The following is a 13,925-nucleotide window of genomic DNA, read 5'->3' on the forward strand; positions in this document are numbered from 1 at the left end:
CACCTGTAGCCCGGCCCCGCACCGCTCCGGCGGTGCCGGCCCGCCGGCAGCCACGGCCCCCGGGCACCCCCCGGGGGCCGTGGTCTGTCCGGGCCCGATGTGACACCGCTGTGTCGCGCCGATGACCGCCGTGTGCGCGTCGGTGCGGCCGTCCCCGCGCCTCCGCAGGGGGGCTCCGCAGGAGCTGCGGGGAGCTGGTCCAGAGTGTTCGCTGCACTGGTCGTTCCGCCCGGACGACTTCCGCTGTCGGCGTAAGGTCACCACATGTTCTTCTTCACGATCCGGCGCATCCTGGCGTCGGTCCTCGTGTTGCTGGTGAGCTCGTTCCTGGTGTTCACGCTCTGCGCCACCAGCTTCGATCCGCTCAGCAAGTACTACAACCGCAACCCCCCACCGCCGCCGGAGTTCTTCGACAACCTGCGCGAGCAGCTGGGGCTGAACGACAACTTCTTCGTGCGGTACTGGAACTGGCTCTCCGGGGTGCTCACCGGGGACTTCGGGCAGACCGTCAACGGCACCCCGGTGGCCGAGCAGCTCGGGCCGCGGCTGATGGTGACCGGCCGGATGATCATCGGCGCGGTCGTCATCGCCGTCATCCTGGCGATCATCGTCGGCGTCATCGGCGCGGTCCGGCAGTACAAGCCCTCGGACTACACGTTCACCTTCATCGCCTACATCCTCATCGCGCTGCCGACCTTCTGGTTCGCCGCGCTGCTGAAGGAGTTCGTGGCCGGCGGGATCAACGACCTGGTCGGCAGTCAGGTGGTCTACACCCTCGGCGAGGAGACACCGGGCCTGTCGCTGTACGCCAGCGGCTGGGAGCTCTGGCAGGACCGGCTCGGGCACCTCGTGCTGCCCACGCTCAGCCTGGCGCTGCTGACCTTCGCCGCGTGGAGCCGGTTCCAGCGCGCGTCGATGCTCGACGTCCTCGGCTCGGACTACATGCGCCTGGCGCGGGCCAAGGGCCTCACCTACCGGCGCACCGTGCTCAAGCACGGGCTGCGCAACGCGCTGATCCCGCTGACCACGGTGGTGGCCCTCGGCATCGGCACCCTCTTCGGCGGCGCCATCATCACCGAGCAGGTGTTCGTCTGGCACGGCATGGGGGAGTACCTGATCCAGGACGGCATCGGGCAGAACGACATCAACGTCGTGCTCGGCTGGCTGCTGGTCAGCGCGGTCTTCGTCGTCCTGTTCAACCTCGTGGCCGACATCCTCTACGCGGTCCTCGACCCACGGATCCGGCTGGCCTGAGCGGCCGACCCCCTCAGAGAGAGAGACCACCATGGCCACCACCCACGCCAGCACCACCGCCGGCGGCGTGCAGCCGGCCGTTCCCGGTGCCCCGCAGGGCAGCGGTGAGGTCGAGCGCGAGTTCACCGTCAAGGCCCGCAGCCAGCGGCAGCAGATCGTCCGCCGCTTCCTGCACAACAAGGTCGGGATGACCGGGCTGGTCGTCTTCGGCCTGCTGCTGGTCTTCGGCTTCATCGGCCCGCTGCTCGACGGGAAGTCCTACTCCGACCTGAACTCCAGCGCGCAGTCCGTCCCGCCCGGCACGCAGGGCTACCTGCTGGGCAGCGACGCGATCGGCCGCGACCTGCTGGCCGGCCTGATGTCCGGCGTCCAGCGGTCGCTGTTCATCGTGCTGCTGTTCGTCGTCATCGCCCTGCCGCTGGGCCTGCTCGTCGGAGCCCTGGCCGGCTACTTCGGCAAGTGGGTCGACTCCGTCCTGATGCGCGTGGTCGACCTGGTCCTCACCGTGCCGCTGCTGGTCGTGCTGATCGTGGTCGCCAGCAACTTCCCCGGCTCCCGCACCCCGCTCGGGGTCGGCATCATCCTGGGCCTGTTCGGCTGGCTGGACCTGGCGCGCATCGTGCGCAGCCAGTTCCTCTCGCTGCGCGAGAAGGAGTACGTCGAGGCGGCGCACTCCCTCGGTGCCTCCAACGGCCGGATCATCTTCAAGCACCTGATCCCGAACGCGCTCGGCTCGCTCATCGTCTGGACGACGCTGGCCGCGGCGACCGCGATCATCCTCGAGGCGTCGCTGACCTACCTGGGCTTCGGTGTCAACGACCCGAACGCCACGTCGCTGGGCCGGTTGGTCTCCGACGGCGTGCAGGCCGCGTCGACCCGCCCGTGGCTCTTCTACTTCCCCGGCATCCTCCTGCTGATCATCGTGCTGTCGATCAACCTGATCGGCGACGGGATCCGGGATGCCTTCGACCCGAGCAACCGCCGCGTGCGGGCCTGAGAAGGAGTTCCATGTCCACCCCCGGGACCACCGGCGCGACCGCCGTCTCCTCCACCGGGACGATCAGCCGCGGTCGCACCCAGAGCCTGCCCGGCTTCGACGCGGCCGCACCGCTGCTGCAGGTCACCGACCTCAACGTCCGGTTCCCCACCGACGACGGCCTGGTCCACGCCGTCCGCGGTGTCGACTACACGCTGCGCTCCGGTGAGGTGCTCGGCATCGTCGGCGAGTCCGGCTCGGGCAAGTCGGTCACCTCGCTGGCCGTCATGGGCCTGCTGCCGGGTTCCGCCCGGGTCACCGGCTCGGTCAAGTACCGCGGCCAGGAGCTGCTCGGGCAGGGCGACCGCAGCATGTCGCGGATCCGCGGCAAGGGCGTCTCGATGATCTTCCAGGACCCGATGACCTCGCTGGACCCGGTCTACAAGGTCGGGGCGCAGATCGAGGAGACGCTGCGGATCCACGACAAGTCGCTGTCGTCGAAGGCCGCCGAGACCCGAGCGGTCGAGCTGCTCGAGCTGGTCGGCATCCCGAACGCCGGCGACCGGGTGAACTCCTACCCGCACGAGTTCTCCGGCGGCATGCGCCAGCGCGTGGTCATCGCCATCGCGATGGCCAACCAGCCCGAGGTGATCATCGCCGACGAGCCGACCACCGCGCTGGACGTGACCGTGCAGGCGCAGATCCTCGAGGTGCTGCAGACGGCGCTGCAGGAGACCGGCGCGGCGATGGTCATGATCACCCACGACCTCGGCGTCGTCGCCGGCATCGCCGACCGGGTCCTGGTCATGTACGCCGGCCGGCCGGTCGAGATCGGCAGCGTCGAGGACATCTACTACGAGCCGCGGATGCCCTACACGCTCGGCCTGCTCGGCTCGCTGCCCCGGCTGGACGCCCCCACCCGGGAGCGGCTGACCCCGATCCTCGGTTCGCCGCCCTCGCTGGTGAACATGCCGCCCGGGTGCCCGTTCGCGCCGCGCTGCCCGCTGCACATCGCCGAGTGCGACGCGGCCGAGCCGCCGCTGTTCCAGGTCGGGGCCGGGCACGAGGCGGCCTGCATCCGCACCGAGCAGGTGGAGCGGGCGCACGGCCACGCCGCCGAGGTGTTCAGCGAGACGGCGACAGACGCCGTCCTGGCCGGGGACGCCATCCCCACCGACCTCGCCCTCGGCGAGGCCGGCGGCGAGACCACCGCCGGCGACGCCCCGCCGCCGGACCAGACCGAACCGGCTGCCGACGTCCCCGACACCGGCAGCGTCATCAGCAGCCACCGCGGCACGACGGACGGAGACCGGGCATGAGCGCCCCCACCACGGAGCGCACCGGCAGCGGGGCGGCGGGTCGCGGGGAGCCGATCCTCAGCGTGCGCGGCCTGCAGAAGCACTTCCCGATCAAGGGCGGCGGGCTGATCAAGCGCACCGTCGGGGCGGTCCAGGCCGTCGACGGCGTCGACCTCGACCTCTACCCGGGTGAGGTCCTCGGTCTGGTCGGGGAGTCCGGCTGCGGCAAGTCGACCACCGGCCGGGCCATCCTCAACCTGCAGCCGGCCACCGGCGGGTCCGTGGTCTTCCAGGGCCGGGAGATCGTCGGGCTCAACCGCAAGCAGATGCGCCCGCTGCGCCGGGACATCCAGCTGGTGTTCCAGGACCCGTACGCCTCGCTCAACCCCCGCCTGCCGGTCTTCGACATCGTCGCCGAGCCGCTGATCATCCACGGCCTGACGAAGAGCAACGAGGAGCTGCGCAGCCGGGTGCGGGAGCTGGTCGAGACCGTCGGGCTCAACCCCGAGCACACCAACCGGTACCCCGCCGAGTTCTCCGGCGGCCAGCGCCAGCGGATCGGCATCGCCCGCGCGCTGGCCCTGCAGCCGAAGGTGCTGGTGCTCGACGAGCCGGTGTCCGCGCTGGACGTGTCCATCCAGGCCGGTGTGATCAACCTGCTGGAGGACCTGAAGAACTCCCTGGGCCTGAGCTACCTGTTCATCGCCCACGACCTGTCCGTCGTCCGGCACATCTCCGACCGGGTCGCGGTCATGTACCTCGGCCGGATCGTGGAGATCGCCGAGCGCGACGAGCTGTTCGAGCGGCCGGCGCACCCGTACACGCAGGCGCTGCTGTCGGCGATCCCGCTGCCCGACCCGCGCCGCGAGCGCGCCCGGCAGCGGATCATCATCTCCGGCGACGTGCCCAGCCCGGCGAACCCGCCCTCGGGCTGCCGGTTCCGCACCCGCTGCCAGAAGTTCGCCAACGTGCTCACCGACGGGCAGCGGGAGAAGTGCCTGACCGAGGACCCGGCCCTCGCCGACCGGGGTGCCGGGCACCTCAACGCCTGCCACTACGCCGAGGTCCAAAGTGTGTTGTAGGAGTGCGGAGGCCGACGGGCGCGGGTGACCACGGGCGTCCGGAGGACTGTCGAGCGTCGGTGAGAGGCCCGGAGGGTCTCCGCCGACGATCGACGAAGCGGCTCACCGGACCGGGGGCACGGCAACTGGCCGCGGTGCGATCCGGCAGGATCGCAATGTGAACCGCCGGCTCCTTCTCGTGCACGCCCACCCGGACGACGAGACGATCAACAACGGGGCGACCATGGCCCGCTACGTCGCCGAGGGTGCCGCGGTCACCCTGCTCACCTGCACGCTGGGTGAGGAGGGTGAGGTCCTGGTCCCCGAGCTGGCGCAGCTCGAGGCCGCCCAGGCCGACCAGCTCGGCGGCTACCGGATCAGCGAGCTCGCCGCGGCGATGGCCGCCCTGGGGGTCACCGACTATCGGTTCCTCGGCGGCGCGGGCCGCTACCGGGACTCCGGGATGATGGACACCCCGGCCAACGACAAGCCCCGCGCCTTCTGGCGAGCCGACCTCGCCGAGGCGGTCGCGCACGCGGTGGCCGTCGTCCGGGAGGTCCGCCCGCAGGTGCTGGTCACCTACGACGAGGTCGGCGGCTACGGCCACCCCGACCACATCCAGGCACACCGCGTCGCCATGGCCGCGGTCGAGGCGGCCGCCGACCCCGCGTACCGCCCGGACCTCGGCGAGGCCTGGGAGGTCGCGAAGGTCTACTGGAACGCCATGCCGCGGTCGGTCGTCCAGGCCGGGATCGACGCGATGGCCGCGCTCGGCGAGGCCTCGCCCTTCGAGGGGCTCGGCGACCTCGACGAGGTGCCGTTCATGGTCTCCGACGACGTGGTGACCACCGTGGTCGACGGGCGGGCCCACGCAGCCCGGAAGGACGCGGCGATGCGCGCCCACCCGACCCAGATCATGGTCGACGGCCCGTTCTTCGCGCTGTCCAACAACCTCGGTCAGGAGGTGCTGGGCACCGAGTACTACCGCCTGGTCCGCGGCGCCCGCGGCCCGGCCGGACCGGGGGAGCAGGGCTGGGAGGACGACCTGTTCGCCGGCCTGCCCGGATGAGGGCGCTGCACCTGCTCGGCTGGGCGGTCGCCGCCGTCGTGGTCGCGGCCTGGCTGGCCGTGGTCGAGGTCCTCTGGCTGCCGTGGCGCCTCGGCGGCGTCCCGGTGCCGGTCTCGCTGCCCGCCGCGGTGGTCGGGAACCTGCTGCTGGTCACGGCGGCCTGGCGGCTGTCCGGGTCGCGGCTGGTCGCCGTGCTGCCCGCGGCCGTCTGGCTGGTGATCGCCCTCGGCGCGACCATGCGCCGTCCCGAGGGCGACCTGCTGCTGCCCGGCGGGGACACCCTCACCTCGACGCTGGTCCTGGCCTTCCTGCTGCTCGGCGTCCTCGCCGCGGCGTTCGCGGTCGGCCGGGTGCTGAGCGCTCCGGTCAGCCCACCCGGCGCCGGTAGTGGTAGCGGTGGTGCTCGATGAAGCCCGTCCGCCGGTAGAGCGCCCGCGCTGCGGTGTTGGTCCCGACCACCTGCAGGTAGACGGAGTGCGCACCGCGACCGGCGGCCCAGCCCTGCAGCGCGGCCATCACCGCGGTGGCCAGCCCCTGCCGGCGGTGCTCCTCGGCGACGGTGAGCGCGGTGACCCCCAGCCAGCCGTCGGTGAGGACGCCGCGGGCCACCGCGGCCAGCGGCGCGGGCGCCGGCGCCAGCCGCACCGAGGCGAACACGGCGTCCTCGGCGCTGGTGAGCACGGCGACGGCGACCGGCGGCAGCGCGTCCCCGTGGTACCGGTAGCCGGTCAGCCAGGCCTCGTCGGGGGACGCCGCCAGCTCCACCGGGACGTCGACCTCCTGCGGCCCGCCGACCGGCGCGGTCAGGACCAGGGTGTCCTCGTCCCGCTCCCAGCCGGCCGCGGCGAACGCCGCGTCGGCGGCGCGGGACCGCACGCCCGGCAGCTGGGCGGCCGGCCGCAGCCCGCGCTCGTCGTACCAGCGGGCGACGGCGTCGACCGCGGCCGGCAGCGGCACCCCCGGGTCGCCGACCACCAGCGCGGAGTTGGCCCGCCCGGTGAACCCGCCACCGGCGCGCAGCAGCCACCCGCCCAGCGAGCCCTCCTCGAGGGCCCGCCAGCCGCGCGCGGCCACCCGCTCGAGGTCCTCCACGCCCAGCGGTGAGCGGCGTTGTCCCATGCGGTGATCCTCCGGCTCCGCCCACCGCTGGCAGCCACCGGCCCCCGGTCGGTCGTGTCCCGCCCACCCGTCGCGCCGACCGAGGAGCCCACGGGTGATACTTGCGGTGATCGAACACGCCCCTGGTCAGCCAGGGAACTCGCCCCGGAGGAACCCGTGACCTACGTCATCACCCAGGCCTGCGTCGACGTCCTCGACAAGGCGTGCATCGACGAGTGTCCGGTGGACTGCATCTACGAGGGCGACCGGATGCTCTACATCCACCCCGACGAGTGCGTGGACTGCGGCGCCTGCGAGCCGGTCTGCCCGGTGGAGGCCATCTACTACGAGGACGACGTCCCGGACAAGTGGAAGGACTTCTACAACGCCAACGTGGAGTTCTTCTCCGACCTGGGCAGCCCCGGCGGCGCCGCCAAGACCGGCAAGATCAACAAGGACCACCCGCTCGTGGCGGCCCTGCCCCCCCAGGGCGAGTGAGCACGGTCCGGCTGCCGGACTTCCCCTGGGACGCACTGGCCCCGGCGCGTGCCCGCGCCGCCGAGCACCCCGACGGCGTCGTCGACCTCTCGATCGGCACGCCGGTCGACCCCACCCCGCCGCTGCTGGGTGATGCGCTGGCCGCGGCCGGCGACGCCCCGGGCTACCCGACGGCGCTGGGCACCGCCGACGTCCGGCGGGCGGCGGCCGGCTGGCTCTCCCGGCGGCTCGGGGTGCAGCTGGCCGACCCGTTCGGCGCCGACCCGTCGGTGATCCCGACGGTCGGCTCCAAGGAGCTGGTGGCGCTGCTGCCCACGCTCCTCGGGCTGCAGGGGTCCGGCACGGTGGTCCTCCCGGAGGTCGCCTACCCGACCTACGAGGTGGGCGCGGTCGTCGCAGGCCTGCAGGTGCTGCGCACCGACACCCCGCCGGCCCACCCGGGCGACGCCGTCCTGGTCTGGCTCAACTCGCCGGGCAACCCGCACGGCCGGGTGCTCACCGACGACGAGCTGCGGGCGTGGGTCGCCTGGGGACGGGCGCACGGGGTGCCGGTCGTGGCCGACGAGTGCTACATCGAGCTGGGCTGGGACGTCGTCCCGCGCTCGGTGCTGCACCCCGACGTCGCCGGCGCCGACCACACCGGCCTGCTGGCCGTGCACTCGCTGTCGAAGCAGTCGACGGCGGCCGGCTACCGCGCGGGCCTGCTCTCCGGCGACCCGGCGCTGGTCCGCCGGGCGTGGGAGGTCCGCCGGCACCTCGGCCTGCTGGTGCCCACCCCGGTGCAGGCGGCGATGGCCGCCGCGCTGGCCGACGACGCGCACGTCGCCGTCCAGCGGGAGCGCTACCGCCGCCGCCGGGACAGGCTGGCCGCCGCGGTGCGGGCGTCGGGTGCTCGGGTCGACCACTCCGAGGCCGGGCTCTACCTCTGGGTCAGCCGCGACGAGGACTGCTGGACGACGATCGACTGGCTCGCCGGCCGGGGGATCGTGGCCGCGCCGGGCAGCTTCTACGGGCCCGCCGGGAGCCGGCACGTGCGGATGGCGCTCACCGCGACCGACGAGCGGATCGACGCCGCCGTGGAGCGGCTGATGAAGGACCCCCCTGCCCCCCGCCGTTCGCAGGCTCACGGCGGGCCCCTGCAGGGGGGCCGTTAAGAGCTCGCCGCGGCGCGGTGGCCGGCCGGGCTGACCCCGGTGACCCGCTTGAACGCCGTGCTGAGCGCGAACGGGGTGGCGTACCCGACCCGCCGGGCGATGCCGGCGACGGTGAGCGCGGGGTCGGCGAGCAGGTCGGCGGCCAGCGCGATCCGCCAGCCGGTGAGGTAGCTCATCGGGGGCTCGCCCACGAGGTCGGTGAAGCGCCGGGCCAGCGTGGCCCGGGAGACCCCGACCGCGGACGCCAGCGAGCCGACCGTCCACGGTTCGGCCGGGCGGTCGTGCACCAGGCGGAGCGCGGGACCCACCACCGGGTCGCCGTGCGCCAGGTACCAGCCCGGTGCACCGGTGCCGGGCTGGGCGGCCCAGGCCCGCAGCGCGCTGACCAGGGCGACGTCGAGCAGCCGGTCCAGCACCGCCTCCTGGCCGGGGGCGTCCCGGGCCATCTCCGCGGCCAGCAGCCCGGTGACCGCGGCGGTGGCCTCGTCGGGCGGGACGACGACCAGCGCTGGCAGCGCCCGGACCAGCCGCTCGCCGACGGCGCCGGGCACGGTGTAGGTGCCGGTCAGCAGGGTGGTCTCCCCGTCGGCGTCGTTGCCCCAGGCGCGGGTGCCGAGGCCGGCCATCACCGCGGCGCCCAGCGGGGTGCACACCTGGCCCGGCCCGATCGCCACCTGCGGGGCCGTCGCCGGGTCGTCGGCCACCGTGTAGGGCTCCGGTCCGCGCAGCAGGGCGACGGCGCCGGTGCCCAGCCGCTCGGCCCGCCCGCCGATGAGCACCCACGCCGTCCCGCGGAGCACGGCCAGCACCGTCAGCGGCGCCTCGTCGGCGATCCGCATCGACCAGGGGGCGCGGAGCACCGAGCGCAGCAGGAAGGCGCCGCTGGCCCGCGGGCCGTTCAGCAGTGCGGCCACGGCGTCCACGATGCCGAACCTAGACGCTCGCGCATGTCCTCGGGCGTCTCGACGATGGCCCGTCTCGACGCGGACCGCTGGACTGGGTCCATGACACGAGAGCTGACGTTGGTGACGGGCGGCACCGGTACGACCGGTCGCCGCGTGGTGGAGCGACTGGCGGCGCGGGGGGCGCAGGTGCGGGTGGCCTCACGGCACAGCGCCTGCATGCTGGACTGGGAGGAGCCGAGCACCTGGGCGCCGGCGCTGGCCGGGGCGACCCGGCTGTACCTAACCTACGCGCCGGACCTGGCCGTGCCGGGGGCCGCGGACACCCTGGCGGCCTTCACGGAGAGCGCGGCGGCCGCCGGGGTGCGGCGGGTCGTGCTGCTCTCCGGCCGCGGTGAGCCGGGCGCGCAGGCCGCCGAGCGCGCGGTGCGGGCCGTCGCCGACAGCGCCGGGGTAGAGCTGACGGTGCTGCGGTGCAGCTGGTTCGTGCAGAACTTCACCGAGGGCCAGTTCGCCCCCTCGCTGCAGGCCGGGGAGCTGGCCCTGCCGGTCGGCGACGTCGTCGAGCCGTTCCTGGACGCCGACGACGTGGCCGACGCGGCGGTCGCGGCCCTGCTGGAGGAGGGCCACGCGGGCCGGACGTACGAGCTGACCGGGCCGCGTGCGCTCGGCTTCGCCGAGGCGGTGCGGGAGTGCGCCGCGGCGATGGGTCGGGCGGTCACCTTCCAGCAGGTGCCGCCGGCCGCGTTCCGGGCGGCGCTGGCCGCCGACGGGGTGCCGGACGACGTCCTGGACCTGCTGGCCCACCTGTTCACCGAGGTGCTCGACGGGCGCAACTCCCGGACGACGGACGGCGTGCAGCAGGTGCTCGGGCGCCCGCCCACCGACCTGGCGACCGCGGTGCGGCGCAGCGCGGCGTCGGGGTGCTGGGCGTGAGCGTCCGCGGCGTCGTCCTGCTGGCGACCGGGCTCGGTGCGGCCCTCGTGGCCGGGGCCTTCGCCGTCTTCAGCCTGATGGTGATGCCGGCCCTCAAGGCGCTGCCCGGGGCGACTGGCATCGCCGCCATGCAGTCGGTGAACCGCACCGCGGTGCGGCCGGTGTTCATGACGCTGCTGTTCGGGACGGCGCTGCTGTGCCTGGTCGTCGGCGGCTGGGAACTCGCCGGCGGTCGCCGGCCGGCGGTGCTGGTCGGGGTGGGGGTGTACCTGGTCGGCGTCGTCGGGGTGACCGTGCTGGCGAACGTGCCGCTCAACGACGCGCTGGCCCGGGCCGACGGGACGGCGGTCGCCCAGTGGACGGACTACCTGCGCCAGTGGACGGCGTGGAACACGGTGCGGGCGGTGGCGTCGCTGGCCGCCGCGGCGCTGCTGGTCGTCGTCCTGGTCGGTGCGGAGTGAGCTCAGTCGAGGTGAAGCTGGAGGGGCAGGGCGAAGGCGCTCGGGGTGGTCTCCCAGCCCGAGCCCGGCGTCCACCGCCAGCCGTCCATCACCACGGCGGTGAGCTGGAACCGCTCGGCGTGCGCCACCGCCCAGCTCGCCTCCGGCCAGCCCGCGCCGGCCACCGAGACCACGCCGTCCTCCAGGGTCGGCGTGCCGGCCTCCCGGCGCACCGCGTCGGTGATCGCGGGAGCCCGCTCGGCCACCGGGGCGACGCCGGCAGCCGGGGTGAAGCTGCAGGAGAACTGGCCGGGCTGGTCCGACAGGAGCACCGGGGCCAGGCTCTCCGCCATCCCGGTCCACTGCCGGTAGGCGAGCGGGAACGCGCTGCGCTGCACGGCGTCTGCGACGGTCGTCAGGTCGCCGGTCTCCCAGCCGGGCACCTCGACGAGGTGGTCGAAGAACTTCCCCGCCGCGTACACCGGGTCCTGGACCTGCTCCGGGGACCCCCAGCCCTGCGAGGGCCGCTGCTGGAACAGCCCGAGGGAGTCGCGGTCGCCGTAGTCGAGGTTGCGCAGCCGGGACTCCTGCTGGGCGGTGGCCAGCGCGATCACCGTGGCCCGCGGCGGCAGCCCGCGGGAGCGGGCCACGGCTGCGATGGTCGCGGCGTTGGCGCTCTGCTCGGTGGTCAGCGCCAGGTCGGAGCCGGGGACCGAGCAGCCGGCCGCGCGCGCCGGCGCCTCGTCGTCCGTGCGGTGCTGCCAGGTCAGCCCCACGACCGCGATCAGCACCGCGAGCACGGCGAACGGCACCAGCGACCGGCCCGGACCCCGGCGGCGCCGGCGCGCCGGTGGCCGGGCGGGCCGGACCGGTGGCCGGCGGCTCACGACCGGGGTGCTCGCCATCGTGGTCGATGGTAGGTGGGGGAGCGCGGGCGGCCGGGGACTCGCTGTCCCCGCGCGGCGGCCCGCACTACCCTGCCCCGGACGCCGGGAGCGGTCCCGGCACGACCACGGGGAGCCCGCCCATGCCCACTGACCTGCTGCTCCCGGGGATCGCCGCGACCGCGGTGCCCACCGCCCGGCTGACCCAGCAGGTGCTGCACGCCGAGGGGGTCGACCCCTCCGGTGGCGGCGACGCGCTGCTCTTCGTGCACGGCAACGTCAGCTCGGCGGCGTTCTGGCAGCCGCAGCTGCTCACCCTCGACCCGAGCTGGCGACCGCTCGCGGTCGACCTGCGCGGCTTCGGCGGCACCGACCCGCTGCCGGTCGACGCCCGGCGCGGGGTGCGGGACTGGGCCGACGACCTCGGCGCCCTCGTCGACGCGCTCGGCCTGGACCGCGTGCACCTGGTCGGCTGGAGCATGGGCGCGGGCGTCGTCCTCCAGCGGCTGCTCGACGACCCGGCCCGGGTCGCCTCCGTCGCGCTGGTGGCGCCGGTGTCGCCCTACGGCTTCGGCGGCACGGTCGGCCACGACGGGCAGCGGGTGCACCCCGACGGCACCGGTTCCGGTGCCGGCGCCGCCAACCCGGACTTCGTCGCCGCGCTGGCCGCAGGGGACACCTCGGCCGACTCGCCGTCCAGCCCGCGGTCGGTGCTGCGCGCGTTCTACGTGGCGCCGGGCTCGCTGCCGCTGGACCCGCAGCTGGAGGACGTCTTCGTCGGCTCGATGCTCACCACCCGCACCGGCGCCGACCACTACCCGGGCGATGCGGTGGCGACGTCGGACTGGCCCGGGACGGCGCCGGGGGAGCGCGGCGTCCTGAACACCATGGCGCCGACGGTGCTGGACCTGTCGGCGATCACCGAGCTGCCGGTGCGGCCGCCGGTGCTGTGGGTCCGCGGCGACGCCGACGCGATCGTGTCCGACGCCTCGGTCTTCGACCTGGCGCACCTCGGGTCGCTCGGTGCGGTCCCGGGCTGGCCGGGGGACGCCGTGTTCCCGGCCCAGCCGATGGTCACCCAGACCCGCTCGGTCCTCGACCGCTACGCCGCCAGCGGCGGGAGCTACCGCGAGGTGCTGCTGCCCGGGGTGGGGCACTCACCGCACGTCGAGCGCCCGCAGGAGTTCGCCGTCGCGCTGCTGGAGCACCTCACCCACCCGGCCCTGGCCCCGTCCAACACCCCCGAGACCCCCGGCCCCGACGACCTCTGACGTGCTTTCGCGCGCGAAACCGCGTGTGCTTTCGCGCGCAAAAGCACACGCGTGGCTCAGTTCGCGTGGAGGGCGGCGTTGAGGGAGCCCCAGTCGCCGTTGCGGGGCAGGGCCTCCAGGGCGCCGCTGACCGAGTTGCGGCGGAAGAGCAGCCCGTCGCGGCCGGAGAGCTCGCCGGCCTTGACCGAGGACCCGTCGGGCAGGACCACCTTGGACCCGGCGGTGACGTAGCAGCCGGCCTCCACGACGCAGCCGTCGCCGAGGGAGATGCCGATGCCGGCGTTGGCGCCCAGCAGGCAGCCCTTGCCGATCGAGATGACCTGCTTGCCGCCGCCGGACAGCGTGCCCATGATCGAGGCGCCGCCGCCGATGTCGGAGTCGGCGTCGACGACGACCCCGGCGCTGATCCGGCCCTCGACCATCGACGGGCCCAGCGTCCCGGCGTTGTAGTTGACGAAGCCCTCGTGCATGACGGTGGTGCCCTCGGCCAGGTGCGCGCCCAGCCGGACCCGGTCGGCGTCGGCGATGCGGACCCCGGCGGGGACGACGTAGTCGACCATCCGCGGGAACTTGTCCACGCCGAAGACGGTGAGGTGCCCGCCGGCGGCGACCCGGGTCCGGGCGCGGACGGCGTCCAGCTCGGTGGCCAGCACCGGGCCGGCGCTGGTCCAGGCGACGTTGGCGAGCAGGCCGAAGACGCCGGTCAGGTCGATGCTGCGCGGCCGGACGAGCCGGGCGGACAGCAGGTGCAGCCGCAGGTAGACGTCGTACGCGTCGACCGGCGGGGCGGAGAGGTCGGCGATCGTCGTGGAGACGGCGATGACCTGCACCCCGCGGGCCTCGTCGCTGCGGACCAGGCCGGAGTAGTCGGGGCCGAGCAGCCCCTCCAGCTCCAGGACGCCGATCTGCTGGGTACCGGTCTCGCCCTGGTCGGCGCTGCTCAGCGCGGGGGTGGGGTACCAGGTGTCCAGCACGGTCCCGTCGGCGGTCAGGGTGGCCAGCCCGACGCCGTTGGCACCGGTGGTCTGCTCTGCGCTCGTCACGGCGTGCACGGTACCCAGGGGCCGTGGCGGCCCGGGGAGGG

General features: G+C 74.3%; 15 protein-coding genes. 11 read left to right on the top strand and 4 right to left on the bottom strand.

The window, feature by feature from the left end; all coding sequences use genetic code 11:
- Positions 1 to 264 precede the first annotated feature (264 nt).
- The 6 genes from MODMU_RS05445 to MODMU_RS05470 all read left to right on the top strand — a co-directional run bounded on the left by MODMU_RS05445 (position 265) and on the right by MODMU_RS05470 (position 6,068).
- Complete coding sequence (locus tag MODMU_RS05445; protein WP_014739187.1) at positions 265 to 1,254, top strand: ABC transporter permease; 990 nt, start codon at positions 265 to 267, stop codon at positions 1,252 to 1,254.
- A gap of 31 nt (positions 1,255 to 1,285) precedes the next feature.
- Positions 1,286 to 2,251, top strand: coding sequence for an ABC transporter permease (locus tag MODMU_RS05450; protein WP_014739188.1), 966 nt, complete (start codon positions 1,286 to 1,288; stop codon positions 2,249 to 2,251).
- A gap of 11 nt (positions 2,252 to 2,262) precedes the next feature.
- Complete coding sequence (locus tag MODMU_RS05455) at positions 2,263 to 3,549, top strand: ABC transporter ATP-binding protein (protein WP_014739189.1); 1,287 nt, start codon at positions 2,263 to 2,265, stop codon at positions 3,547 to 3,549.
- Entirely contained in the window at positions 3,546 to 4,610 is a 1,065-nt protein-coding gene (locus MODMU_RS05460; RefSeq protein ID WP_014739190.1) for an ABC transporter ATP-binding protein, read from the top strand. The genes MODMU_RS05455 and MODMU_RS05460 overlap by 4 nt, the downstream gene beginning before the upstream one ends.
- 157 nt (positions 4,611 to 4,767) lie before the next feature.
- Complete coding sequence (gene mshB / locus MODMU_RS05465; protein WP_014739191.1) at positions 4,768 to 5,658, top strand: N-acetyl-1-D-myo-inositol-2-amino-2-deoxy-alpha-D-glucopyranoside deacetylase; 891 nt, start codon at positions 4,768 to 4,770, stop codon at positions 5,656 to 5,658.
- Positions 5,655 to 6,068, top strand: coding sequence for a hypothetical protein (locus MODMU_RS05470; RefSeq protein WP_014739192.1), 414 nt, complete (start codon positions 5,655 to 5,657; stop codon positions 6,066 to 6,068). Before mshB ends, MODMU_RS05470 begins: the two co-directional genes overlap by 4 nt.
- Here MODMU_RS05470 and MODMU_RS29955 read toward each other — a convergent pair.
- Entirely contained in the window at positions 6,025 to 6,777 is a 753-nt protein-coding gene (locus MODMU_RS29955) for a GNAT family N-acetyltransferase (protein WP_014739193.1), read from the bottom strand. The two genes, MODMU_RS05470 and MODMU_RS29955, sit on opposite strands and share 44 nt — an antisense overlap.
- 156 nt (positions 6,778 to 6,933) lie before the next feature.
- On the opposite strand from MODMU_RS29955, the gene fdxA reads away from it, so the two are divergent.
- Positions 6,934 to 7,254 carry a ferredoxin gene (gene fdxA / locus MODMU_RS28865; RefSeq protein ID WP_014739194.1) on the top strand — a complete coding sequence of 107 codons (321 nt, stop codon included), beginning with the start codon at positions 6,934 to 6,936 and terminating at the stop codon, positions 7,252 to 7,254.
- On the top strand, positions 7,251 to 8,408 hold the full coding sequence (gene dapC, locus MODMU_RS05485) for a succinyldiaminopimelate transaminase (protein WP_014739195.1): 1,158 nt from the start codon (positions 7,251 to 7,253) through the stop codon (positions 8,406 to 8,408). Before fdxA ends, dapC begins: the two co-directional genes overlap by 4 nt.
- Here dapC and MODMU_RS05490 read toward each other — a convergent pair.
- Complete coding sequence (locus MODMU_RS05490; protein WP_014739196.1) at positions 8,405 to 9,331, bottom strand: AraC family transcriptional regulator; 927 nt, start codon at positions 9,329 to 9,331, stop codon at positions 8,405 to 8,407. The genes dapC and MODMU_RS05490 overlap by 4 nt on opposite strands.
- Before the next feature lie 81 nt (positions 9,332 to 9,412).
- Between MODMU_RS05490 and MODMU_RS05495 the strand changes: the two genes are divergently transcribed.
- Together MODMU_RS05495 and MODMU_RS05500 are read left to right on the top strand one after the other, a co-directional pair.
- Entirely contained in the window at positions 9,413 to 10,246 is an 834-nt protein-coding gene (locus tag MODMU_RS05495; RefSeq protein ID WP_041794980.1) for a Rossmann-fold NAD(P)-binding domain-containing protein, read from the top strand.
- Positions 10,243 to 10,707, top strand: coding sequence for an anthrone oxygenase family protein (locus tag MODMU_RS05500; protein WP_014739199.1), 465 nt, complete (start codon positions 10,243 to 10,245; stop codon positions 10,705 to 10,707). Before MODMU_RS05495 ends, MODMU_RS05500 begins: the two co-directional genes overlap by 4 nt.
- A 2-nt stretch (positions 10,708 to 10,709) precedes the next feature.
- On the opposite strand, the gene MODMU_RS05505 is transcribed toward MODMU_RS05500, so the two are convergent.
- Complete coding sequence (locus MODMU_RS05505) at positions 10,710 to 11,591, bottom strand: hypothetical protein (protein WP_051143929.1); 882 nt, start codon at positions 11,589 to 11,591, stop codon at positions 10,710 to 10,712.
- A 122-nt stretch (positions 11,592 to 11,713) separates the two neighbouring features.
- Here MODMU_RS05505 and MODMU_RS05510 point away from each other — a divergent pair, with 122 nt between their 5' ends.
- Positions 11,714 to 12,841 (top strand): alpha/beta hydrolase, encoded by a 1,128-nt coding sequence (locus tag MODMU_RS05510; RefSeq protein WP_014739201.1) that lies wholly within the window; start codon positions 11,714 to 11,716, stop codon positions 12,839 to 12,841.
- 56 nt (positions 12,842 to 12,897) lie between these two features.
- Here MODMU_RS05510 and dapD read toward each other — a convergent pair whose 3' ends face one another.
- A complete protein-coding gene (gene dapD, locus MODMU_RS05515) occupies positions 12,898 to 13,884 on the bottom strand; it encodes a 2,3,4,5-tetrahydropyridine-2,6-dicarboxylate N-succinyltransferase (protein ID WP_014739202.1) in 987 nt (328 codons plus the stop codon).
- Positions 13,885 to 13,925 lie beyond the last annotated feature (41 nt).

It is taken from the genome of Modestobacter italicus (genome assembly GCF_000306785.1).
In the GTDB taxonomy this organism is placed as follows: Bacteria; Actinomycetota; Actinomycetes; order Mycobacteriales; family Geodermatophilaceae; genus Modestobacter; species Modestobacter italicus.

Excerpts from the sequence above, each read along its gene's own strand:
- MODMU_RS05450 (WP_014739188.1), top strand. The coding sequence starts at position 1,286 with ATGGCCACCACCCACGCCAGCACCACCGCCGGCGGCGTGCAGCCGGCC.
- MODMU_RS05455 (WP_014739189.1), top strand. The coding sequence starts at position 2,263 with ATGTCCACCCCCGGGACCACCGGCGCGACCGCCGTCTCCTCCACCGGG.
- MODMU_RS05495 (WP_041794980.1), top strand. The coding sequence starts at position 9,413 with ATGACACGAGAGCTGACGTTGGTGACGGGCGGCACCGGTACGACCGGT.
- MODMU_RS05470 (WP_014739192.1), top strand. The coding sequence starts at position 5,655 with ATGAGGGCGCTGCACCTGCTCGGCTGGGCGGTCGCCGCCGTCGTGGTC.
- MODMU_RS05505 (WP_051143929.1), bottom strand. The coding sequence starts at position 11,591 with ATGGCGAGCACCCCGGTCGTGAGCCGCCGGCCACCGGTCCGGCCCGCC.
- MODMU_RS05445 (WP_014739187.1), top strand. The coding sequence starts at position 265 with ATGTTCTTCTTCACGATCCGGCGCATCCTGGCGTCGGTCCTCGTGTTG.
- MODMU_RS05510 (WP_014739201.1), top strand. The coding sequence starts at position 11,714 with ATGCCCACTGACCTGCTGCTCCCGGGGATCGCCGCGACCGCGGTGCCC.
- MODMU_RS29955 (WP_014739193.1), bottom strand. The coding sequence starts at position 6,777 with ATGGGACAACGCCGCTCACCGCTGGGCGTGGAGGACCTCGAGCGGGTG.
- MODMU_RS05460 (WP_014739190.1), top strand. The coding sequence starts at position 3,546 with ATGAGCGCCCCCACCACGGAGCGCACCGGCAGCGGGGCGGCGGGTCGC.